This is a genomic window from Escherichia sp. E14S1, assembly GCF_004211995.1.
Lineage (GTDB): Bacteria > Pseudomonadota > Gammaproteobacteria > Enterobacterales > Enterobacteriaceae > Escherichia.
Genome location: NZ_RHJQ01000030.1, coordinates 1 through 22,386, shown reverse-complemented (window position 1 = coordinate 22,386; position 22,386 = coordinate 1). Strand labels below are relative to the sequence as shown.

Here is a 22,386-nt window from a genome sequence, read left to right as displayed (position 1 = left end):
CTTTTTTGAATATCCATCCCTGGGGTGCTTTTATCTTCTTTGCTTTACCGCCAGGGCGTCGGCCCCAAGTATAAAGCAGATAAAAACAAAAACACCATTGCGCAGGCAATGGTGTTTAATCGTCATTGAGGACTGATTGTTAAAGATTACTTTTCAGCGGGGCGTTTTCTGCCGGTTGGGGTATTTACTACGCTGGATTTGTCACCTTCGGTAACTATTTTGCGCTGGTTAGAAATTTTATGATCCAGTCCAAGAATATGACGTGCCTGACGATTCGATTTCATTTGTACTCCTCAATCCTGTAGCTAGTTTTAAGGACAACATCGCCGTAGCGAAGAAACACGTGCTAAACCCCTAAATTAGGTTGCCGATCAAGCATAGCAGCTTAAAGCGTAGGGTGCTGGCCGCTGATCACATAAATTATCGTTTGCTGGTAGATGTCACTGAGGATGTCGTTATCAGAGGCTTCGACCCATTTGGTCAACTCCATGAGAATGTCATCTTCAGTGACAACACCGTGCTCTGCCCGAAGGCCTTGCTCAATGGCATTAACCAGAGCGGGTTCTGCTGTTGAATTTTCTGCCTGATAATAAGTAAACATAGTGATTCTCCGTGTCTGTGTATTTATGGTGTCTGCTACGGATCGCAGATTTATAAAGCACATTCAGCATGACAAATATTTACCGCTTCGTTGTTAAGATTAGTCCTGGTTGATGATTTTTATATTTTAACTGCATGATATTGATGGGGATTGTTATTGTAATGAGTTGATTTATATTGAGGTAATATCTCTTGGGTTATATATTTCCGGTTATCTATTGTGGGCGTTTAATTTAAGTGCAGGAGAAATATTTTCGCCTGATTTTATTCGGAATATCCTGCTTATCCTCGTGCTGATTCTCACGTAGTCTATAATTTCCTTTTTAAGCCCACAGGAGAGCAAGAATGACAATCCATAAGAAAGGTCAGGCACACTGGGAAGGCGATATTAAACGCGGGAAGGGGACAGTATCCACCGAGAGCGGCGTGCTGAACCAACAGCCGTATGGGTTTAACACGCGTTTTGAAGGCGAAAAAGGAACTAACCCTGAAGAACTGATTGGCGCAGCGCATGCCGCATGTTTCTCAATGGCGCTTTCATTAATGCTGGGGGAAGCGGGATTCACGCCAACATCGATTGATACCACCGCCGATGTGTCGCTGGATAAAGTGGATGCTGGTTTTGCGATTACTAAAATCGCACTGAAGAGCGAAGTTGCCGTGCCGGGTATTGATGCGTCCACCTTTGACGGCATTATCCAGAAAGCAAAAGCAGGATGCCCGGTTTCACAGGTACTGAAAGCGGAAATTACGCTGGATTATCAGTTGAAATCGTAAAGCGTTGCCGGATGACGCGTCATCCGGCGAACTTTTACTGTGCTACCCAACCGCCATCCATATTCCACGCTACACCGCGCACTTGTGCTGCCGCATCCGAACAGAGAAAGAGAGCCAGTTCACCCAGTTGTTGCGGAGTCACAAATTCACGAGAAGGCTGTTTTTCTGCCAGCAAGGCGTCACGCGCGCTTCCCGCATCTTCACCTTGCGCAATGCGCTTATCAATCTGCTGTTGTACCAACGGTGTCAGCACCCAGCCAGGGCAGAGCGTGTTGCAGGTAATACCCGTCTGTGCAGTCTCCAGCGCAATGGTCTTTGTGAGTCCCACCACGCCATGTTTTGCCGCAACATAAGCCGATTTGTCTTTCGACGCTACCAGTCCATGCACAGAGGCAATGTTAATGATCCGCCCCCAGTTACGGGCGCGCATTTCCGGCAGTGCCAGACGCGTGGTGTGAAAGACCGAAGAGAGATTGATAGCGATAATGGCGTTCCATTTTTCAACCGGGAAAGATTCCACCGGGGAGACATACTGGATCCCGGCGTTATTCACCAGAATGTCGACACCGCTAAATTCCCGCCGTGCGTAGGCCATCATGCTGACAATCTGCGATTCATCGCTGAGGTCTGCCTCATGATAGCCAGGCGTTTTACCCACACGAGAAACCGCATTGATTGCCGCGTCAACATCACCGAAGCCGTTGAGGATCACTTGCGCGCCGGCTTTTGCCAGTGTCTGAGCAATACCGAGTCCAATACCGCTGGTGGACCCCGTTACCAGCGCAGTTTTACCTTGTAAATTCATGATGGTTTTCCTTAGACAATGCCGGTGGTGTAGTACACGCCGATGATAAACAGCACGGCCAGACTTTTAATGATCGTAATTGCGAAGATACCGCCGTAAGCCTGACGGTGACTCAGCCCAGTGATTGCCAGCAGGGTGATCACGGCGCCGTTATGGGGCAATGTATCCATGCCGCCGCTGGCCATAGATGCCACGCGGTGAAAAACTTCCAGTGGAATATTGGCAGCGTGCGCAGCGGCAGTAAAAGTGTCGGACATAGCCGCAAGAGCAATACTCATCCCGCCGGAAGCTGAACCGGTAATTCCGGCAAGCGTGGTGATGCTGATGGCTTCGTTAAGTAATGGATTTGGAATGGCGGCCAGCGCCTTCGAGAGCACCAGAAAACCGGGCAGGGCGGCGATAACTGCACCGAAGCCATATTCTGAGGCGGTGTTCATCGCGGCAAGAATTGCGCCACCCACCGCTGTACGGCTTCCTTCTGCCAGTCTTCCATGAATATTGCGATATCCAAAAATCACCACCAGCAAAATTCCGGCAATGAGTGCAGCTTCAACGGCCCAGATAGCGGTGATTTTGGCGACATCTGTGGTAATCGGGGCGGCAAGTCCCGGCAACGCCAGTTGGTGGCTCGCACCGTACCAAACAGGGATCCACCAGGTAAATAACAAGTTCAACAGCCCCACCAGAATCAACGGTGAAATAGCAATGAGTGGGTTCGGTAAATTGATGTTATCTGGTGTTTCAGGTTCATTAAGTAACTCTGTGCCGTAACCTTCATTTTTTGCCTGCGCTTTACGACGCTGCCGCTCCAGATAGATAAGCCCGACGGCAATGATAAACAGTGAACCAATAAACCCCAGCCACGGCGCGGCCCAGGCGTTGGTGCCAAAGAAACTGGTGGGAATAATGTTCTGAATTTGTGGCGTGCCGGGCAGAGCGTCCATAGTAAAAGAGAATGCCCCCAGAGCCACCGTTGCCGGTATAAGCCGTTTTGGGATGTTACTCTGGCGGAACAGTTCAGCCGCGAACGGATAAACGGCAAATGCCACCACAAACAGCGACACGCCGCCATAGGTGAGCAATGCACATACCAGCACAATTACCGGAATCGCATGCCGCCGCCCGAGAATGTTGATCGCAGCAGCGACAATCGAACGAGAAAATCCTGAAAGTTCAATCAGTTTTCCGAATACAGCTCCGAGCAGAAACACCGGGAAGTACAATTTCACGAAGCCGACCATTTTTTCCATGAACAGGCCGGTAAATGCAGGGCCAACAGCCCCCGGATCGGTGACAAGAACAGCGCCTAATGCCGCGATGGGGGCAAAAAGGATAACGCTGTATCCGCGATAGGCTGCCAGCATTAGCAGCCCAAGCGCGGCAAGGGCGATTAATACACTCATCGAGACTCCTCAATATCGTTGTTATAGTGGGTACAGCGAGAGAAGTTACGGTTTCAGGGCGAAGCGAAGCTGATGTTCCCGACGCTGCTGGATGTACTGCTTGCGGGATTCATCCCAGCGGTAAAATCCCTGACCGCTACGCACGCCGATGTCTCCACGCTCCACTTTTTCGGCAACTAACGACATCATGTCGCTGCCAGTCGCCAGTTCAGGGAGCAGATGGCGACAAATATCCTGTACCGTCGAAAGTCCGGTCATGTCGGCGGCCTCCAGCGGGCCGACCATGGCATAACGTCGCCCAAGCGAGGCGCGCATGACCTGATCCACCACTTCGGCACTGGCGATGCCGCTTTTTACGATATGCAGGGCTTCACGCAACAGTGCAAATTGCAGACGGTTGCCGACAAATCCTGGCGCAGCGCGATCCAGCAATACCGCTTCCAGTTGCAGTGACACAAGCAAGTGTTGCAGCCAGTGCAAATGCTTTTGCTCGGTAACGCTGCCGGGGACAATCTCCACCAGCGGAATCAAGTGCGGCGGATGCCAGAAATGGGCGATCAGCAGTCGTTGCGGGTAGCGCATCTTCGCTGCCAGATCATCTGGCGGCAGACCGCTGGTATTGCTGGCGACAATGGCCTCAGGAGAAATAAGCGTTTCAAGCTCGGCATATAATGCGTGTTTTAGTTCAAGCCGCTCCGGGATCGCCTCAATCAGTAGTTGCGAGTCGGCGATGTCAGCAAGAGAGGTCGTGCCGTGCAGACGTTTAAGCACATTCTCTTTTTCCGGAGCAGTAAACTGTTCGCCGCTATTCAGTTCATCAAGAATTCCGCCTGTAACTGCGGGGATTTCTGCAATCCTGCTCTGCTCGGTATCATACAGCCAGATATCATGACCAAAGCGGGCGAAATGAGTGGCAATCCCCACGCCCATCAATCCGGCGCCCAGTACCGCAAATTGTTCAGTTTGCATGGTGTTCTCCTGAGGTTCTTTCCAGCGTCAGCGCCACGCCCTGACCGCCACCGACGCACAGCGTCGCCAGCCCTTTTTGCGCATTACGTCGCGCCATTTCATAAATGAGAGTGACCAGAATGCGGCAACCGGAAGCGCCAATAGGATGCCCAAGTGCAATTGCGCCGCCGTTAACATTCACTTTGTCGCTATCCCAGTTCAGTTCGTCGCCAACGGCCAGCGCCTGCGCTGCGAAAGCTTCGTTGGCTTCTATAAGATCAATATCCTCCAGCGTCCATCCGCAACGCTTAAGACATTCGCGGGTAGCGGCGACCGGACCGATGCCCATAAAGGCAGGATCGACGCCAGAAACGGCATAACCGGCCACCCGAGCCAGCACAGGGAGGCCAAGTTCAGCAGCTTTGCTGGCGCGCATTAACATGACTGCGGCGGCACCATCATTGATGGAAGAGGCATTTCCTGCGGTGACGCTTCCCGCCCCCGGAAGAAAGGCCGGTTTCAGTTGCGCCAGTTTTTCCAGTTGCGTCCCGGAACGTGGTTGTTCGTCGGTATTTACCCAGCGTGGTGGTTTTTTACCTTGTGGTACGCTGACCGGAGTAATTTCGTCTGCAAAGCGCCCGGCTTCCATTGCGGCAGCGGCTTTTTGCTGAGAACGTAGTGCGAATGTGTCCTGGCGCTCGCGACTGATGGCATATTTTTGCGCCAGGTTTTCCGCAGTAATGCCCATGTGGTAATCATTGAAAGCGTCCCATAGTCCGTCATGAACCACGCTGTCTTTCATACTGGTATGTCCGAGGCGTAAACCGGCCCGCGCGCCATCAATAAAATAGGGCGCGTTGCTCATGCTTTCCTGGCCACCTGCGATAATTATCTGTGCATCACCGCAACGGATCGCCTGCACGGCCTGCTGTACGGCTTTAAGACCGGAACCACATACCAGGTTGATGGTGACAGCGGGTGTATCGTGGCTTAACCCAGCTTTGAGCGCCGATTGCCGTGCTGGGTTTTGTCCGCTTCCGGCGGTCAGGACCTGACCGAAAATCACTTCGTCGATCTGTTCTGCTGCAAGTGCGGTTTTCTCCAGCAACGAACGGATAGTGGCAGCGCCGAGATCAACCGCAGAGAGTGGGGCGAGAGCGCCATGAAAACTGCCAATCGGCGTGCGCGTAGCGGCAACAATAACAACGTCCTGCATGGTGGTTCCTCAGTTGAATTGCATTTCCGGGACATGTTCCGGCACAAACAACTTACCGGCGGTTTTGACGACGATTTCCGCAACGCTGATTCCCGGCGCGCGCTCACGCAGAATGAAAGCGCCGTCAGCAATTTCCAGCAGAGCAAGGTCGGTTAAGACGCGTTTGATACAGCCGACGCCAGTCAACGGCAGGGTACAGTCGGGAAGCAGTTTGGATTCGCCGGATTTGGAGGCGTGGGTCATTACCACGATAATATTCCCGGCACCGGCAACCAGATCCATTGCACCGCCCATGCCTTTAACCATCTTGCCGGGGATCATCCATGAGGCAATGTTGCCATTCACATCCACTTCAAATGCGCCAAGCACAGTCAGATCCACATGACCGCCACGGATCATGGCGAATGATTGCGCCGAGTCGAAAATTGCCGCGCCTTTCCGTGCGGTAACGGTTTGTTTACCGGCGTTAATCATGTCGGCGTCCAGTTCCTCTTCGGTAGGAAATGCGCCCATTCCCAGCAAACCGTTTTCTGACTGCAACATCACATCCATCCCATCAGGAATGTAGTTTGCCACCAGGGTCGGGATACCAATGCCGAGATTGACGTAATAGCCATCGCGCAATTCGCGGGCGACACGCATCGCCATTTGTTCACGGGTTAACATGGTCAGGCTCCTTTGCGGCTAATGGTGCGTTGTTCAATGCGTTTTTCAAATTGCCCCTGAATGACGCGATTAACAAAAATCCCAGGGGTATGGATTGCGGCAGGATCAAGTTCACCTGGTGGCACTATTTCTTCCACTTCCACCACGGTGATTTTTCCGGCAGCCGCCATCAGTGGGTTGAAGTTTTGCGCGGTATGACGATAAATCACGTTGCCGTACCAGTCGGCTTTCCAGCCTTTGACAAGGGCAAAATCACCAGTGATAGCCTGTTCCATGATGTACGGGCGACCGTTGAATTCGCGGACTTCTTTCCCTTCGGCAACAGGAGTACCGTAACCGGTGGCAGTAAAAAACGCCGGGATGCCCGCGCCGCCTGCGCGCAGTTGTTCTGCCAGGGTTCCTTGTGGTGTGAGAATCGCCTCCACTTCGCCGTTAAGCACCTGTTTTTCAAACAAAGCATTCTCTCCAACATAAGAAGCGACGACTTTACGGATCTGTCGGGTTTCCAGTAGTACTCCCAGCCCAAAGCCGTCTACGCCACAGTTATTGGAAACCACCGTTAATCCGGTTACTCCACGGTGGCGAACTTCAGCAATCAGATTCTCCGGGATGCCGCACAGGCCAAAACCTCCCGCCAGAATCGTCATCTCATTGGTAAGTCCTTCAAGCGCCTCGTGATACGTAGCGACCCGTTTATCCAGCCCAGCCATACAGTTGCCCTCCAGTTGTCCTTTCCAACATCATTAAGGGCAAAAAATGATTTGTTAATTTTAAATTTGTGACTCATTCATTTGTATTATTTATCAATTTAATGTTAATTAAATGTATTCAATGAGTTAATGGAATGCCAAATGAAAATGAGCATCAAACAGTTACGCGCGTTTTTAGCGGTAGCTCACACTCTGAACTTTGCTCATGCCAGTGAAAGGCTGAATATGTCGCAGCCTGCGCTAAGTCTTGCCATTAAAGGACTGGAAGATGCCTTAGGGGGCGCTTTACTGCTGCGCACTACGCGAAAAGTGACGTTAACCCAGGAGGGTGAAACGCTATTGTCGATGGCACGGCCTTTGCTGGCTGACTGGGATAACACCGAGGAGGCCATGCGTCAGCGATTCACGCTCAGGCGAGGCAAAGTGTCAGTGGCAGCGATGCCGTCATTTGCGGCCAACGTTTTGCCTCCGGTGCTGAAAACCTTCCGCGATTGTTATTCAGGGATTAACGTCACCGTGCACGATGTGGTGAATGAGCAGGTGATCGAAATGGTGAGCGAAGGGCGCGTGGAGATGGGGATTGCCTTTGAACCTGACTATTGTGGCCATTTGCATTTTACCCCGCTGGGCGTGGATCGGTTTGTCGCCATTGTTCCAGCCGATTCCCGACTGGCAACTCGGCAGCGCGTAAGCTGGCGGGATTTACTGACGCTCGATTTTATCACCCTCCAGCGACCGTCAGCCGTCAGGTTGATGCTGGAAGAACAGTTGGCACAAAGTGGAACGCAACTGGAAGTGGCGCTGGAAAGCCATCAACTGGTTACGGTTGGGCGGCTGGTGGCAAACGGTTTGGGAGGAAGCGCTGTGCCTGCACTGTGCCGCAGGCAGATGAGCGAACTGGGCGCAGTGTGTCTGGAACTGGACAATCCGGTGATTGAGCGACGGGTAGGCGTACTGCGTTCGTCACACCATAAACTTTCTACTGCGGCGCAAGCGTTGATGGAAACGTTAAAAAAAACCTATGACACATAACGTTTCCACGTTTCCGTCGGCCAGAACAGACATGCAATAGCCGGATTCCACATCTCTACAGCGCCCGCCAGCACCTGATCTCACGTCCGTCAGCCCGCGTCGTTAATGATTGCTGGACTTCACATCCACTGATTGCCAGAGGGCAGCGTTCGCGGAAAAAACAGCCCTGTGGCAGCGTGCGGTTTCCTGGTAGTTCTGTTTTACGCAATGCCCATTCTTCCTCCAGCGGCTTATCAATGGCGGGGAGGGAATCCAGCAATAATCGGGTGTACGGATGTGCCGGAGTAGAGAGCACCTGCTGAGCGTCGCCCAGTTCCACAATCTGCCCGAGATACATCACCGCCACCCGATCGCTCATATGACGAATCACTGAGACATTGTGTGAAATCAGCACATAGGTCAGCCCGCGATTTTCCTGTAGCGCTACCAGCAAATTGAGGATCTGCGCCTGCACGGAGATATCCAGCGCCGAGGTGGGTTCATCAAGCACCATCACATCCGGTTGCGAAGAGAGTGCTCTGGCAATGGCGATGCGTTGTCGCTGCCCGCCGGAGAACGCATGAGGCAGGCGGTCGAGATACTCCGGTCGAATCCCCACCTGTACAGCCAGTTCCTCTGCCAGCGCCCGCCGCTGTAGCTCACTACCGCGGTTTGCAATCCATACCGGTTCCGTGATGATGCGCCACACCGGTAAGCGAGGATTGAGAGAAGAGAGCGGGTCCTGAAATACCATCTGCATTTTGCGCTGTGATCCTGAACGAGTGCACTGCCCGTGACTCGGTTGCAGCATACCCATCAGCAACTGCGCAAGGGTACTTTTGCCACAGCCGGATTCTCCGACGATCCCTAAGGTTTCACCACGGCGGATCTGCAAGTCTATGCCATTAATGGCATGAACAAACTCGGTAGTTCTGCCAAGCCAGTTTTTGCGGGCAGGGAAATCGATATGGACGTCGCGTAACGTTAATAACGTGTCAGACACTGATGACCTCCTGCTGCGGATACCAACAGGCGCAGCGGTGGTTGTTGTCACCACACGCTGTCAGCGCCGGGACGTTTTCACACTGTGCACCTGCCGCATAGCAACGATCGCGAAAAGCACAGCCGTCAGGCAAACGGGTGAGATTTGGCACCGTCCCTGAGATGGCGGGTAAGGGCTGACGCGGTATTCCATGTTCCGGTGCGCATTGCAGCAAACCAATGGCATACGGATGCCGGGGAAGATGGATAACGTCTGCCGTCACGCCGCTTTCAATTACGCTTCCGGCATACATCACATAGACGCTATCGCACAGTTGCGACACCACGGCCATATCATGGCTAATGAACAGCACCGCAGTTCCGCTGGCGCGGGCTTTATGTTTAAGCAGGCGCAATACCTGCAACTGTACAGTGACGTCCAGCGCCGTGGTCGGTTCGTCGGCAATAATCAATTGCGGCTCGCAGGAGAATGCCAGCGCAATCATTACCCGCTGGCGCATACCACCTGAAAGTTCAAACGGATAGCGCGACATCACTTCTGCCGCATCCGGGATTTGCATCTCTTCCAGCAAAGCAATCGCTTTAGTTCTGGCTTCCCGACGACTTAATGGTTGATGATGACGGATTACGTCCATCATCTGAAGACCTATTCGACGTGTCGGATTGAGGGCGGTCATCGGTTCCTGAAAAATCATCGCTACCCGAGAACCACGCCACTGACGAAGCTGTTTTTCCCCAGCGTTAAGAACATCTTCTCCCAGCAGTAAAATCTGGCCTTGATGCACGCGATAACTGCCTACCGGCAGTAGTCGCATAATCAACATTGCGGTGACTGATTTACCTGAGCCGGATTCTCCCACCAGACCGACAATCTCCCCGCGGTTGATTTGCAATGACACATTGTTGAGCGCGTGAACGTCGCCGTTAAAACCGGGGAAACTCAGATGCAGTTGTTGAATATCCAGAACGGGTTGGGTCATGACTGCTTTCCTCCTGCTTTCGGGTCAAGCAGATCGCGAATACCATCGCCAAAGAGATTAAACCCGACGGCAGTAATCAAAATCGCTGCCCCCGGAAATGCACAATACCACCACTGATCGAGCACATAGTTGCGACCATTCGCCACCATCGCGCCCCATTCAGCACTCGGTTGTTGAGCACCCAGACCAATAAATCCCAACGTGGCGGCCATTAAAATCGCGCTACCAATATCCAGCGATGCCTGCACAATCAGCGGCGGCAGGGAGTTACGTAAAATATGCCAGTTGATCAGATGCCAGCGTGACGCGCCAAAGGTTTTCGCCGCCTGAACGTAAGTGTACTGGCGGACAACTAATGTTTGCCCCCGCGCCAGGCGTACATAAAACGGGATACGCACAATAGCAATCGCCAGCATGGCGTTAAACAAACTCGGCCCGAGAGCGGCAGCCAGCGCCATCGTCAGTACCAGCGAAGGAATCGACAGCATAATGTCCATAATGCGCATGATGATGGCGTCTGCGCGCCCGCCCAGCACGCCTGAAAGACAGCCGAGCAGCGAACCAATAATGCCAGCAATAGCGACCACCACTAATCCGGCGAGAACAGATTGCTGGCTACCGACCAGTACGCGGCTAAACAGATCGCGTCCCACTTCATCGGTGCCAAACCAGTGCGCCGCAGAAGGCGGCAAAAGGCGGGTAGTTAAATCAATGGCGTTGGGATCATGCGTCGCCAGCCATGGTGATAAAACCATCATCAGTAACACTAATACAATGATGACTGCGCCGGTCACGGTAAGCGGACTGCCTTTCAGCATCCATAACAGTTTTGCAAGGTTAAATCTCGTTCGTTTTTGCGGACGTACTACGGGTGTTTCCTCGCTTAGCATCATTCATCACCTCCGCGTCCGATACGCGGATCAATCCACAAATAGAGCAAATCCACCACCAGGTTCACCAGCACATAAGCAAACGAAACCACGACCGCAAAGCCCATCACTGCCGGGAAATCGAGCGCCTGTATTGATGTCACTACCCAGGCGCCCATTCCGGGCCAGGCAAAAACGGTTTCGGTGAGCACGGCGCCATACAGCAAATCACCCAGCGCCAGCCCCAAAACGGTAATCGAGGGGATCAACGCATTGGGTAGCGCATAACATAAAACGATATACCAGCCGGGCAAGCCGCTGGCCCGGGCGGTCCGAATGTAGTCTTCACTCAATTGTTCCAGCATCGCCGAGCGAATTTGTCGGGCGACAATTCCCAGGTGAACGAACGCCAGGGTTAACGCCGGTAAGATGAGATGTTGCAGCGCATTGAAGAAGACTTCACCGTTTCCTTCAAGCAGCGCATCGAGCAGATAAAAGCCGGTTACATGTGTTGGCGGATCCAGCCAGTCATCAAGCCTTCCGCCACCTGGAAGAATTTGCAGATGACCATAAAACAGCACAATGACGCCCAGCCCAAGCCAGAACGCAGGTGTGGAGATTCCGGTAATAGCCATTAGTCGCACCAGATGATCCAACCAGCGATTTCGCCAGACGGCAGAGAGTATGCCCAGCGGGATGCCAATCAGGAGTGCCAGCAGCAGGGCGCAAACTGCCAGTTCCAGCGTCGCCGGGAAAAATATGCGCAACTCTTCCAGCACCGGACGCCCGGTACGAATGGATGTTCCCAGGTCACCATGAAACAGATCGCTGACGTAGCGGTAAAACTGCACGTATAGCGGCTGGTCGAGCCCCAGTTGTTGGCGAATATTTTCCACGATAGCATCGCTGGCCCGGTCGCCTGCCAGCAACCGCGCCGGATCGCCGGGGATCAGGTGCGAGATAATAAACGTAATCACGCAGACGCCCGCCACCACGAGCACCAGCCCCCAGCAGCGTTGGCGTAAAATACTCCAGAAGGTCACGTTATTTACTCATGGTATTGATATTGAAGACCTGTTCCAGCATGGGATTAAACACGAAGCCTTTCACTTCTTTGTTCATCGCCAGTTGGTAGTTTTTCTGGAACAGATACACATAAGCAGCGTCATCAATGACGATTTTCTGTGCCTGCTGGTAGTCCCGGGTACGCTGCATCTGGTCGGTGGTCGCGAGTGCATTGCGCAGTAACTTATCGACCTCGCTGTTTTCATAGAACGAGCGGTTACCCGGCAGACCTTTTTTGTCTGACTCAAACCAGTAATTCATAAACATATACGGGTCGGCAAAATCCGGACTCCAGTTGCCAATCGCAATGTCGTAATCACCTTTACCCACTCTGTCGCGCATGGTGGCGTTTGCCAGTTTTTCCAGCTTCACATTGATGCCCAGCTTGTTGAGACTGGATTGTGTCGCCAGGGCGATCGGTTCCCAGTTCGGGTCGTTATCGGAATAGAGAAACGTCAGGCTGGTGGGTTTGCTCGCTACTTTATCCCATTCGGCTTTGGCTTTCGTTTCGTCATGGCTATATTGCATTGCCGTCGCATCGTATCCCCACATGCCTTCCGGAATCGGGCCGCGCATTTGTTTCCCGTTACCACTAAGAATGCCGTTAACCATGCCCTGATAATCGGTAGACCAGGAAATGGCCCGACGCAGATCCGCCTGGTTAAGTGGCGCTTTGCTGTTATTCAGATACAGATAGGTGACGCGTAGTGACGGATACTCCGCCACGTTGACTTTATTTTCCTGCTTCAGTGCGTTGAGTTGATCCACGGGCAGCGCATCGGCAATGTCAATGTCGCCACGGGAGAGCTGCAGGCGACGGGAGGCACTTTCACCAATAATTTTTACCGATACCCGTTTGAAGTTCGGTTTATTGCCGGGGTAATGCGGATTTGGCACCAGAACTAATTGCTGACCTTTTTGCCAGCTTTTCAGCATAAACGGTCCGGAACCGGCGGTGTTTTGCGCGAGGAAACCGCGGGCATCATCCGCAGCGTGTTCCTTTAAGACCGCCGGATTGATAATGGATGCACCGTCATTCGCCAGGGTGTACAGGAACGGTGCGAATGGTTGGCTAAGGGTAAACTTCACCGTACGTTCGTCAGGAGCGTCAATTTTTAAATCTTTGGGAAATGCTTCCGCTGGCCCCTGGCCGATTTTCAGCAACCGCTCAAAAGAGAGTTTTACAGCTTCGGCAGTGACCGGCGTGCCATCGGCAAATTTTGCGTTGTCCTTCAGGGTGAACGTCCACTCTTTTTGAGAGTCAGACGCTTTCCAGCTGCTTGCCAGATCGCCTTCAACGTCGGTTGAGCCTTTATCACCGTCCGTTTTGTACTGTATCAGTCGCTGATAAGATGGGTAGGTTACGGTCCAGTCGTTATTATCAATCGTCACCGCCGGGTCGAGGGTTTGTGGGTCGGCGGCCTTACCAATCACCAGCATATCTTTTGGTACGGCGGCGTGAGCAACCGGCAGTGTGGCGGCAAGGACGATTGCGATCAGTGTAGGGCGAAATGATATCGATCTTTTCATGACAGTTTCCTGATTAACTAGCGTGCTGTGTAGTAGGAGATGCAAAACAGGCGAACTGGTCAGCGAGCAGCGGGTAACTTGCAGCCTGCGGTAATTCGAAGTGCCACCATTCGCTGGAGATACCAATAAAGCCACCGCCAGTCATAATCGCATTCAGCAACAGGCGATTACGCTGGGCTGCGGGCGGTACGGAAGGGTGCCAGGCATGGGAGCGCTCGTGCATTTCATCGAATCCGGCCCCCATATCCAGAATGAAACCATGCTCATCACGAAGCGTCAGGTCAATTGCCGTGCCACGGCTGTGATTGGAGCCTACGGCCACATCAACGACATATTGCGGGTCAGGGCAGGCTTGCCACAACATTGCCTGTGCTTGTTGTGGGCGATACGCGTCGTAAATCACCAGTTGTAAGCCTGACAGTTGGGCGATACTGATGCTTTTCGCCAGCGCGGTAATCGCATCCTTGTGTAACAGGCAACGCGCTTGCTGATAAATCGGCTTGCCTGTGATGTTATCGCTACAGGCGTATTTCAAATCGATCTCCAGCTCAGGGAAGATAACGGCTAAATCAACCAGCTCGGTGGTATCCGACATAAACGGTTCCTGTATAAGACAAAAATTGCTGCGCTTTCCGCTTATGCAGATCTCATGCCATGCCGGGATAAGCGCCATAATGCTGGCTTAAAGTTATATTTTTTAACTTTTGATCAACATTTGTGCAGCGTAGTGCAGTTTTGGTGCAAGAGGGGGACTTAAAGGAGGAATCTCCAGGAATCGTAGCGGAAATCACAGTATTTAAGTGACAGTGTCACGTCAAATTAAACCCCGCGAGTGCGGGCGAGAGAAAATTGTCAGATTTTCAGCGGTAACACGCTGCTCATCCAGCCTGGAATTTCTTCGGCGGGCAGGGGGCGGGAAAAGAAATATCCCTGAATAACGCGACAGTGGATCTTGCGTAGCATCTCAAATTGTTCTTTGGTTTCGACGCCTTCCGCCACGACGGTTAAATTGAGGCTTTGCCCAATGCTGGTAATGGCTTCAAGTAAGGCACGGATGCGTTTTTCGGTCAGGCAACGATCGACAAAGCTTTTGTCAATTTTGATTTCCGTTACCGGAAGACTGACTAAACGGGATAAACCAGAAAAGCCAGTGCCGAAATCATCGACAGATAAACCTACGCCCATATCGCGCAGGATCTGTATGCGCTTAAAGATTTCGGTATCGTGTTCCATCATCATGCTTTCCGTGATTTCCACCGTCAGCTGGTGGCCGTCAATACCCCAGGCTTGCATTGCATCAGACACCTGATTGGGTAGCTGATTGCTGCGAAAGTGCAGCGCAGACAAGTTAACGGATAAAGCCGGGATATGAATATTCTGGCTACGCCATTCTGCTAGCTGGCGGCAGGCTTCAGCAATAACCCAGCGACCAATGTTTTCGATTTCACCAATCTCTTCAGCAAGGGGGATAAATCGTGAAGGAGGAACATGACCATGCTGTGGGTCATACCAGCGAGCGAGGGCTTCGATACCATACAGCTCACCGGTTTCCGCAAAGATCTGCGGCTGATAAACCAGTTTTAGTTTGTTGTTGCTGATAGCTTCTTTCAGCGCCGCACCGAGAATCAGACGCTCTTTCACCATTTCGTTCATTATCGGGCTAAAGAATTGCCAGCCGTTACCGCCGTTTTTGCGAATAAAATCCATCGCATTGTGGGCAGTCGAAAGCAGGTAGTCCCGGTTTTTACCAATGTCGTAACTGATACCAATGCTTAAAGTTAGCGGGAATGGTTTATCGTCAATCATGACCGGTTTATTGACGACGTTACGAAGTTCATCAGCTATTTGGGTAATGATACTGACGTCGTTTTCCGGGCTGATGAGGACAAACTGTGTACCTTCAATACGACAGAGATACTGGTCAGGTTTGACCTTTTCGCGAAAGCGATTGACCACTTCCAGCAATGCCTGATCGGCCCACGCATAGCCCAGACTGTCGATGACATCCTGAATATGGTCAATGCCAATAAGATACACCACCGGAGAGACGGCATTTTCTACCAGGCCATCGAGATAATTGTGCAGGTTATTGCGGTTTGGCAAACCGGTCATCGGATCAAACTGAATGAGCTGCTCGATATGCTGGCGACTTTTTTCCTGTTCCAGCGCCAGGGCGGCCATATGCTGGCTGATATCCGCCACTCGTTCGATAAACGCGCTGGTTACCGCCCCGGACGCTGTTTTGATTTTCAGAATCCCGGCAGGTGCGCCATCGCGCTGGCGAATGGTGACTGACCAGCTTTGCGCATTCTTTACTTCCGTCCCATGAGAGGACGACGCCCAATGCACCGGCATACCATTACGCAATGCATACAACGACACATGGGATTCATGAAGAATGGATTCAATATTCCGGCAGATGATTTCGCCCATTTCATGAAATGGCGGGCTGCTACACATCGCGGCGAGTATATTGCCTTCAAGCTCACGAATTTGTCGTTCTTCGGTGATATCGGAGAAGGTCATCACCAGGTTTTGCAGATTAGCCAGCACATCATAAACTGGGCTAATAGAAGCTTTGATCCAGATTTTTTCCCCCGTGCGCGTTAACAACAGAAATTCATCCTGATCACGCGCTGTTTTCCATAGCAGTTGCTGTAAGCGAATACGATTATCTGCCGGGTATTCAGGGATGTTAAGCAAAGTATCGGGCTGCATACCGCTGGCTTCGCTGATGCAGTAACCAAACATTTCAGTAAACGCGCGATTGCACTGCACGATATGGCGTTCCGGGTCCAGCACAATGACCGGGCGGTCGAGATGGTCAACGGCAATAATTAACTGCCGGGTCTGTTCTTTCTGTGCCATTTCTACGCTGGCATCACGTACCAGCGCCAGGTAATAAATTTTCCCTTCGGCAGTGACTTTGGATAGCGCGAAACGGGTCCAGATTTTACTGCCGTCTTTTTTCTCCAGCTGCAATTCCCGGCTCATACCTTCGACCCGCGCTTTACCGCCTTCGCGGTTATGGCGAATATATTCTGGATGCGCAGGGCGCAAATTATGGGGAATCAGCATATCAATGTTATTGCCTATCACCTCTTCGCGTTTATACCCCCAGAGCTTCTCCGCCGCAGGATTAAAAAACATTACTTCGTCATTTTCGTTAATTAACACCGCGCCCATCATATTTTGCTCAAGGGCGGGAAAAAAAATGCCGTCGGCGGCATTTTCTGCATCGGTTAGCTTCATGATTACCTCTGCATCCGGGAGCATCTAAAGACTGGCTTTCCAGAGTTCAACACGGTTTCTACCTCGTCTTTTCGCGATATACAGAGCTTCATCGGCTATTTGAATTAAGCGTTCATAATCAGGATGCCCATTAAACATGGCAGCGCCAATGGACAAAGAAAGGGTTATGTCTTCGCCATTTGCGGCTTTCAGTTTGGTTTTTTCCACCCGGCTGCGGATCCGCTCTGCGGTACGCAAAGTGTCATTTTCTGAAGCTTCAGTCAGCACTATGATAAATTCATCGCCACCGTAGCGAAAAACATAGTCACTGCTACGTACGTTGTCGTAAAACGCCTGTGAGACTTTACGTAAAATCTCATCGCCTGTGTTATGTCCCCATGTATCGTTGATCTCTTTGAATTTATCTACATCGATGATCAGAACAGACAATGGTGTACCGGCCCGATTGGCATGGGCAATTTCACGTTTGAAGATAGTCGGCAAGAAACGGCGGTTAAGTAATTTCGTCAGTACATCCATACCTACTTCATGACGCGAGACTTCTTCAAAGAGTTCACGCAGTAAGGTGATAATTTGCGATACAGTATTTCGTATCTGTAATAAAAACTTCACGCGCAGACTTTTGTTACTCAAATTTTTGGCATTGAGCATTGTCTGATGAAAAACCCCGTCGAAATCCTGAATAAGGCGAGAGATATGACCAACTTCAGCAATGCCACTAAAATAATGGCGACCTTTATGGTTAAACCACAGGCCAAAATCAGCCTGACTTAACGGTAAGCTGCTGCCTAAATCAGAATCCAACAGGACTTTATAAATAATATCTATTTCCCATGAAAGTAATGAGGCTATTTGTCGTTCTTTTTCTTCTTCGGCGTTTTCCAGTAATGAGAAGATACGATAGTTCTCGTCTTCTTTAGCCGCGCTACTGTCGCTAAAGGTAAATGCTCTGGTCATCACTTCCATAGCTATGTCGATACTGTTAATCGAAAAGTGATAAACCTGAAGTTTTTCAGAAGGTGAATAATCAGAGGAAAATATTACCGGGTAGAGGATTTTTTTCAGCACGCGAAAACCCATCTCGACAATTTCTACCGGAATGCCAATACGAGCATGGACTTCGGCTACGGTATGTTGGATTTGTATAAGTCTTTCAACATCGTCCGTTTGCGCAGAGAGCACATTGATAATCCACGTTTCCATCGCACTTTTAAGTTGCCTTTCGACCTGTTCGTTACTCAAAAACTCTTCGGCATGCGGGTCAGTGCGTACAATTCGATAAAACTCAACACTTAAGTAATGAGCATGCGTTACGGCAATTTCTGCCGCTTTGTTACGAATGAGGGGGTCGACCTGGGCAACTAATCCAGTCCACTCATCTTTCATTCTTTTAAAATACATCTCCATAATTCATACCCTTATACGGCTGGAAAGGCAGACGGAATTGAAAAACGAAACGCAACTCGTTTGGACAGGTTTATGGCACCATATTCTCCTGAAATATGAAGATATACTGAAACGAAATAAGTGACTTATGACAGTTTTAATCTACGCTACTGGTCTTCTGAAGAGTATAGCCTATCGTAATTATTTTTCGGTGATGGTTAATATCGTATGGTTTTTCATATTCATACGTTTTTATCAGGGGAATTATAACAATTCGACTTAAGTTGATTTGATTATTAGTTGAGTGTGTTTTGTTGATGACAAGCCGGTGTTTAAAGCACCGGCAGTGTCACAAAGTAAGAAAGGGCGTTTAGCTTCCCCAGCGGCTTTGCAGATAGCTAACTGCCTGTTGAGTTTGCGGTTTGTTCAGATAGTCTTCGCGGAACAAAATCGTGCCGCTAATTTCTGGCACGGCGTCGTTAAGATCGAGCTGCTTTTTCAGTTCTGGCACGCCGCCGTTAACCATCCAGTCTGGCTCTATCTTTGAAGGTTCGCCGACTTTATAGAAGGCGATACCAATATAAAGACGGGTTTTGGTTGGTTTGACGACATCTGCCCACCATTTTGCCAGCACGTCATAACGTGCTGCGCTACGCGAGAACGGCCAGTAAATTTGCGGGGCTATATAATCCAGTAAGCCTTGTTCGACCCAACGACGAGTGTCTGCGTAGGATTCATCATAAGCTGCGGCCCCGCGCGTATCAGAACCGAGCGGATCGTGTGAGCGATTGCGCCAGACGCCCGCAGGGCTTACACCAAATTCGACTTCCGGCTTAATACTTTTAATGGTGTGCGACACCTTAGCAATTAACTGCTGGGTATTGTTGCGCCGCCAGTCAGCTTTTGACGCAAATGCACCACCGTATTTGCGGTATGTCTCGTTATCGTTAAGCCGTGAATCCGGCGATTCAGTATAAAAATAGTCGTCAAACTGCACGCCATCTACCGGATAACGAGAAACCACTTCAGCAACTATCGATGTGATCCAGTCCTGAACTTCAGGGATCCCTGGGTCGAGAACAAAACGGTCACCTGACGTCCTGATCCAGTCGCGATGTTGAACATAGACACTGGCCGGTTGTTGAGACAGGGTGCTATTCAGTTCCCTGATAGTTCCGGGCTTCGTATTAACCGACACGCGGTAGGGATTAAACCAGGCATGTACTTTCATCCCACGCTTATGGGCTTCGTCGAGAATAAATTGCAGCGGATCGTAACCAGGATATTCACCAATTTTGCCGGTCATTAGATCGGACCATGGCAAAATCTTCGACGGCCAAAGGGCAGTGCCGTCGGGCTTCACCTGGAAAAAGACCGTGTTAATTCCCAGTCGTTGCAAGTTTTCTAGTTTGTCGATCATCGCCTGCTGTTGCACGCGAACCCGGCTGGTGGGGTTGCTGATGTTAACCGAGGAGACGGGGGGCCAGTCGAGGCGGGACACCGTGGCCAACCAGATACCGCGCATAGGTTGCGACGATTGTTGTACGGTCGCTGGTGGTTTTGAGCCTACTGGTGGTGTCGTCATTGAATCTGGAGGCGTGCTTTTACAACTACACAGTAAAAGAGCCAGTGCAACCAGTGCCGCTGGCCTTTTAATCGCGGATTTCACAGTTCGGGAGCAGATATCCATATATGCTTATTTCCGGTAAACAGATGTGCGCTTATTCTCGTACTTATCTGGGGCAAGTCAATACGGCAATAAGTACGCAAAAGGGAGCGATTAATTTTCGCTCCCTTGTGTTATTACCACTCAGACACGGTTAGTGTTTCTTATCGTTCATCACAATATAGTGCGGTGAACGAGCACGTGGATGCAGGAAGAAGTGACCTTTCGGCGCGTTCTGGCTGTTAATTGGCTCCAGTGTAACACCTGTATTCGCTTTGCCTTTACGGTCATGAATGGCATAGAGAATAAAGGGCAGGGCAAGAACCACCAGGAAACTAACGACCAGTAATTCGACATACATATCGGTAGAGTCACCCTGGATGTTATCCGGCGGCAGGAAGGAAACAATAAACGCCATAATTGAAGTCAGCAGACCGACAATAGCCACGACCAGTTTCACCCCTTTACCACCAGGGATATTAAATGTGCGTTTTAAGTCAGGATGTTTAAGAACCAACACAATGTAGCCAATAAACAACATGAAATAAGCACACAAATAAATCACCACCGTCAGCGCCAGTGCGATCAGGAAGGACATGTTGTTACCACCACCGGTGTTGGTGAGGATGATCAACGCGATAGAGGTAATCACCAGCTGGGAAATTACCAGAGTTACCGGCACACCATTTTTGTTCATTTTAGCGAACGCGGCGGGCAGTAGATTTTTCTGCGCGGTGACATACATCCCACGAGAAGGGCCAACAATCCATGAGGCGATTTCCGCCAGAACACCCAGCAGCAGCAGGGCAGAGATAACGCGAACCGTCCACTCAATTTCCGGTGCCACATGAGACATCAGCACGGTGAATGTTTGCATTACACCTGCGGAGAGGTTGATTTCATTACCCGGAATCACCATCGCAATGGACAAACCGCCTACTGAACTTAAGCAAATCGCTGCCACCATCAGTAGTAACATTGCCAGTGGATAGTCGCGCCCGGGGTTGCTCATTTCATTGACGTGGGTCGCGGAAGCTTCTACCCCCATATAACTCAAAATGAAGGCGACAAACACAACCAAAGTGCCAACTTTCGAGAAATCAGGGAAGAAGGTTTTGGCATCCATTTCGATAGCAACCGGTGCTCCGGAGTGCAGATAAATCGCTGCTAATGCAATCAAAATAAATGCAGGCAGTAGAATACCCGCGAAGAAACCCACTTTCGCAATTCGGGCAGTATATTTAGTACCGCCAAACTGAGTTAATGCCAGCGCCCAAAGAATAATCAGCGCCGCGATAGTTTTCGTTACCGGCTCTTCATTCAGTGCTGGCCATTTCAGAATGTAGGACAGCGCCCCTAACACGAAATAGAGCATTGGAATAAAGCCAATAGCGATTTGCAGATAGCCAAATGAGATTGCAGCGAATCCCCATTTCGGCCCCAAGGTATTTGATACCCAGGCGAACACGCCACCTTCTTCCCAGCCGTCCACGGTAGCCATTTCCGCAGCACAAAGACCAACGGGAATAAACCATAAAATCCCGCCTAAGAGCAGGAAGAAGACCAATGAAAAGCCAGATGTTGCGAAGGTAGGGTATTCATAAACAGCCATTACCATCGACGCCGTGATGGCGAAGAACCCGAGTAATGTTAGCTGCTTAGCTTTACCTGTCTGTACGGATGTAGCCATATTATCCCCCTAAAACGGTTGTCCTGTGGAACCGCACCTGTTTTGCTCTGAAGTGCTTTCAGAACAATTTTTTCCGTTGCTAATGCCAGTGAACAGACTTCGGAAATTGTCCCGAAACGGGTTCGTTTCGGGACACCGTTACCGCTTAAACGTTATCAGGTATGTTTAAAGCTGTTCTGCTGGGCAATGCCCTGCAGTTTCGGGTGATCGCTGAGGTATTTCAGGGAGGCTTTGTAGTCTTCCAGTAGCAGTTCAGCGAAGTCCATTTCGAAGCCACGGCGGCACATAATGCGCATTACCACGATGTCGGTGGCTTCACCGCCGAGGGTAAATGCCGGAACCTGCCAGCCGCGCAGACGCAGACGTTCAGAGAGGTCATACAGGGTATATCCTGGATTTTCCCCGTCTTTCAGTTTGAAGCACACCGCCGGGATACCTTCATCCGGGCGACCCGTACAGATGAACTCATACGGCCCCAGTTTGGCGATTTCATCCGCCAGATAAGCAGCAACCTGGTAAGAGGCGTTCTGTACTTTGGTATAGCCTTCACGACCGAGGCGCAGGAATTCATAGTACTGGGCAATCACCTGACCTGCCGGACGGGAGAAGTTGATGGCGAAAGTACCAATCTGACCGCCGAGATAGTCAACGTTGAATATCAGTTCTTTCGGCAGCGCTTCTTCGTCACGCCAGATAACCCAGCCGCAGCCCAGCGGAGCCAGACCGAATTTATGGCCTGAAGCACTGATCGATTTCACGCGCGGCAGGCGGAAGTCCCAGACGATATCCGGCGCCACGAACGGCGCAAGG

General features: G+C 51.0%; 21 protein-coding genes. 2 read left to right on the top strand and 19 right to left on the bottom strand.

From position 1 onward, the window contains the following. Positions 1-146 precede the first annotated feature (146 nt). A complete protein-coding gene (gene sra, locus D9734_RS21750) occupies positions 147-284 on the bottom strand; it encodes a stationary-phase-induced ribosome-associated protein (protein ID WP_000841557.1) in 138 nt (45 codons plus the stop codon). Positions 285-385: 101 nt separating this feature from the next. Then, a complete protein-coding gene (gene bdm / locus D9734_RS21745; protein ID WP_130210505.1) occupies positions 386-601 on the bottom strand; it encodes a biofilm-dependent modulation protein in 216 nt (71 codons plus the stop codon). A gap of 344 nt (positions 602-945) precedes the next feature. Between bdm and osmC the strand changes: the two genes are divergently transcribed. After that, on the top strand, positions 946-1,377 hold the full coding sequence (gene osmC / locus D9734_RS21740) for a peroxiredoxin OsmC (RefSeq protein WP_000152305.1): 432 nt from the start codon (positions 946-948) through the stop codon (positions 1,375-1,377). A 34-nt stretch (positions 1,378-1,411) separates the two neighbouring features. Here the strand turns inward: osmC and D9734_RS21735 are convergent, their stop codons facing one another. Genes D9734_RS21735 through D9734_RS21710 form a run of 6 tightly spaced genes read right to left on the bottom strand, consistent with a single transcriptional unit; the run spans position 1,412 to position 7,125 of the window. Then, the gene (locus D9734_RS21735) at positions 1,412-2,182 is read right to left on the bottom strand and encodes a 3-hydroxybutyrate dehydrogenase (RefSeq protein ID WP_130210503.1); all 771 of its coding nucleotides are present in this window, start codon (positions 2,180-2,182) and stop codon (positions 1,412-1,414) included. A gap of 11 nt (positions 2,183-2,193) precedes the next feature. Then, the gene (locus tag D9734_RS21730; RefSeq protein WP_130210501.1) at positions 2,194-3,585 is read right to left on the bottom strand and encodes a GntP family permease; all 1,392 of its coding nucleotides are present in this window, start codon (positions 3,583-3,585) and stop codon (positions 2,194-2,196) included. Between the two features lie 45 nt (positions 3,586-3,630). Further along, a complete protein-coding gene (locus tag D9734_RS21725) occupies positions 3,631-4,554 on the bottom strand; it encodes a 3-hydroxyacyl-CoA dehydrogenase family protein (RefSeq protein WP_130210499.1) in 924 nt (307 codons plus the stop codon). Next, on the bottom strand, positions 4,544-5,749 hold the full coding sequence (locus D9734_RS21720) for an acetyl-CoA C-acetyltransferase (protein WP_130210497.1): 1,206 nt from the start codon (positions 5,747-5,749) through the stop codon (positions 4,544-4,546). The genes D9734_RS21725 and D9734_RS21720 overlap by 11 nt, the downstream gene beginning before the upstream one ends. A 9-nt stretch (positions 5,750-5,758) precedes the next feature. Continuing rightward, positions 5,759-6,415 (bottom strand): CoA transferase subunit B, encoded by a 657-nt coding sequence (locus D9734_RS21715; protein WP_130210495.1) that lies wholly within the window; start codon positions 6,413-6,415, stop codon positions 5,759-5,761. A 2-nt stretch (positions 6,416-6,417) separates the two neighbouring features. After that, positions 6,418-7,125 carry a CoA transferase subunit A gene (locus D9734_RS21710; protein WP_130210493.1) on the bottom strand — a complete coding sequence of 236 codons (708 nt, stop codon included), beginning with the start codon at positions 7,123-7,125 and terminating at the stop codon, positions 6,418-6,420. 141 nt (positions 7,126-7,266) lie between these two features. Here D9734_RS21710 and D9734_RS21705 point away from each other — a divergent pair, with 141 nt between their 5' ends. After that, positions 7,267-8,157, top strand: coding sequence for a LysR family transcriptional regulator (locus D9734_RS21705; protein ID WP_130210491.1), 891 nt, complete (start codon positions 7,267-7,269; stop codon positions 8,155-8,157). 55 nt (positions 8,158-8,212) lie between these two features. Here the strand turns inward: D9734_RS21705 and D9734_RS21700 are convergent, their stop codons facing one another. The 11 genes from D9734_RS21700 to D9734_RS21650 all read right to left on the bottom strand — a co-directional run. After that, on the bottom strand, positions 8,213-9,139 hold the full coding sequence (locus D9734_RS21700) for an ABC transporter ATP-binding protein (RefSeq protein WP_130210489.1): 927 nt from the start codon (positions 9,137-9,139) through the stop codon (positions 8,213-8,215). Further along, the gene (locus D9734_RS21695) at positions 9,132-10,118 is read right to left on the bottom strand and encodes an ABC transporter ATP-binding protein (RefSeq protein WP_130210487.1); all 987 of its coding nucleotides are present in this window, start codon (positions 10,116-10,118) and stop codon (positions 9,132-9,134) included. The genes D9734_RS21700 and D9734_RS21695 overlap by 8 nt, the downstream gene beginning before the upstream one ends. Next, a complete protein-coding gene (ddpC, locus tag D9734_RS21690; protein WP_130210485.1) occupies positions 10,115-11,011 on the bottom strand; it encodes a D,D-dipeptide ABC transporter permease in 897 nt (298 codons plus the stop codon). The genes D9734_RS21695 and ddpC overlap by 4 nt, the downstream gene beginning before the upstream one ends. Then, the gene (locus D9734_RS21685; protein ID WP_130210483.1) at positions 11,008-12,030 is read right to left on the bottom strand and encodes an ABC transporter permease; all 1,023 of its coding nucleotides are present in this window, start codon (positions 12,028-12,030) and stop codon (positions 11,008-11,010) included. Before D9734_RS21685 ends, ddpC begins: the two co-directional genes overlap by 4 nt. A gap of 1 nt (position 12,031) precedes the next feature. Beyond that, positions 12,032-13,582, bottom strand: coding sequence for an ABC transporter substrate-binding protein (locus tag D9734_RS21680; protein ID WP_130210481.1), 1,551 nt, complete (start codon positions 13,580-13,582; stop codon positions 12,032-12,034). Positions 13,583-13,595: 13 nt separating this feature from the next. Beyond that, entirely contained in the window at positions 13,596-14,177 is a 582-nt protein-coding gene (gene ddpX, locus D9734_RS21675) for a D-alanyl-D-alanine dipeptidase (RefSeq protein WP_130210479.1), read from the bottom strand. A gap of 257 nt (positions 14,178-14,434) precedes the next feature. Beyond that, on the bottom strand, positions 14,435-16,834 hold the full coding sequence (gene dosP, locus D9734_RS21670; protein ID WP_130210477.1) for an oxygen-sensing cyclic-di-GMP phosphodiesterase DosP: 2,400 nt from the start codon (positions 16,832-16,834) through the stop codon (positions 14,435-14,437). 24 nt (positions 16,835-16,858) lie between these two features. Beyond that, positions 16,859-18,241: a diguanylate cyclase DosC gene (dosC, locus tag D9734_RS21665; RefSeq protein ID WP_130210475.1), complete on the bottom strand. Its 1,383-nt coding sequence runs from the start codon at positions 18,239-18,241 to the stop codon at positions 16,859-16,861. A 349-nt stretch (positions 18,242-18,590) separates the two neighbouring features. Next, on the bottom strand, positions 18,591-19,910 hold the full coding sequence (locus D9734_RS21660; protein WP_130210473.1) for a glycoside hydrolase family 10 protein: 1,320 nt from the start codon (positions 19,908-19,910) through the stop codon (positions 18,591-18,593). Positions 19,911-20,040: 130 nt separating this feature from the next. Continuing rightward, the gene (gene gadC, locus D9734_RS21655; RefSeq protein ID WP_130210471.1) at positions 20,041-21,576 is read right to left on the bottom strand and encodes an acid resistance gamma-aminobutyrate antiporter GadC; all 1,536 of its coding nucleotides are present in this window, start codon (positions 21,574-21,576) and stop codon (positions 20,041-20,043) included. Between the two features lie 155 nt (positions 21,577-21,731). Further along, positions 21,732-22,386, bottom strand: a 655-nt coding sequence (locus tag D9734_RS21650; protein WP_240780556.1) for a pyridoxal-dependent decarboxylase, incomplete at its 5' end; no start/stop codon positions are given.

Excerpts from the sequence above, each read along its gene's own strand:
- sra (WP_000841557.1), bottom strand. The coding sequence starts at position 284 with ATGAAATCGAATCGTCAGGCACGTCATATTCTTGGACTGGATCATAAA.
- bdm (WP_130210505.1), bottom strand. The coding sequence starts at position 601 with ATGTTTACTTATTATCAGGCAGAAAATTCAACAGCAGAACCCGCTCTG.
- osmC (WP_000152305.1), top strand. The coding sequence starts at position 946 with ATGACAATCCATAAGAAAGGTCAGGCACACTGGGAAGGCGATATTAAA.
- D9734_RS21735 (WP_130210503.1), bottom strand. The coding sequence starts at position 2,182 with ATGAATTTACAAGGTAAAACTGCGCTGGTAACGGGGTCCACCAGCGGT.
- D9734_RS21730 (WP_130210501.1), bottom strand. The coding sequence starts at position 3,585 with ATGAGTGTATTAATCGCCCTTGCCGCGCTTGGGCTGCTAATGCTGGCA.
- D9734_RS21725 (WP_130210499.1), bottom strand. The coding sequence starts at position 4,554 with ATGCAAACTGAACAATTTGCGGTACTGGGCGCCGGATTGATGGGCGTG.
- D9734_RS21720 (WP_130210497.1), bottom strand. The coding sequence starts at position 5,749 with ATGCAGGACGTTGTTATTGTTGCCGCTACGCGCACGCCGATTGGCAGT.
- D9734_RS21715 (WP_130210495.1), bottom strand. The coding sequence starts at position 6,415 with ATGTTAACCCGTGAACAAATGGCGATGCGTGTCGCCCGCGAATTGCGC.
- D9734_RS21710 (WP_130210493.1), bottom strand. The coding sequence starts at position 7,125 with ATGGCTGGGCTGGATAAACGGGTCGCTACGTATCACGAGGCGCTTGAA.
- D9734_RS21705 (WP_130210491.1), top strand. The coding sequence starts at position 7,267 with ATGAAAATGAGCATCAAACAGTTACGCGCGTTTTTAGCGGTAGCTCAC.
- D9734_RS21695 (WP_130210487.1), bottom strand. The coding sequence starts at position 10,118 with ATGACCCAACCCGTTCTGGATATTCAACAACTGCATCTGAGTTTCCCC.
- ddpC (WP_130210485.1), bottom strand. The coding sequence starts at position 11,011 with ATGATGCTAAGCGAGGAAACACCCGTAGTACGTCCGCAAAAACGAACG.
- D9734_RS21680 (WP_130210481.1), bottom strand. The coding sequence starts at position 13,582 with ATGAAAAGATCGATATCATTTCGCCCTACACTGATCGCAATCGTCCTT.
- ddpX (WP_130210479.1), bottom strand. The coding sequence starts at position 14,177 with ATGTCGGATACCACCGAGCTGGTTGATTTAGCCGTTATCTTCCCTGAG.
- dosP (WP_130210477.1), bottom strand. The coding sequence starts at position 16,834 with ATGAAGCTAACCGATGCAGAAAATGCCGCCGACGGCATTTTTTTTCCC.
- dosC (WP_130210475.1), bottom strand. The coding sequence starts at position 18,241 with ATGGAGATGTATTTTAAAAGAATGAAAGATGAGTGGACTGGATTAGTT.
- D9734_RS21660 (WP_130210473.1), bottom strand. The coding sequence starts at position 19,910 with ATGGATATCTGCTCCCGAACTGTGAAATCCGCGATTAAAAGGCCAGCG.
- gadC (WP_130210471.1), bottom strand. The coding sequence starts at position 21,576 with ATGGCTACATCCGTACAGACAGGTAAAGCTAAGCAGCTAACATTACTC.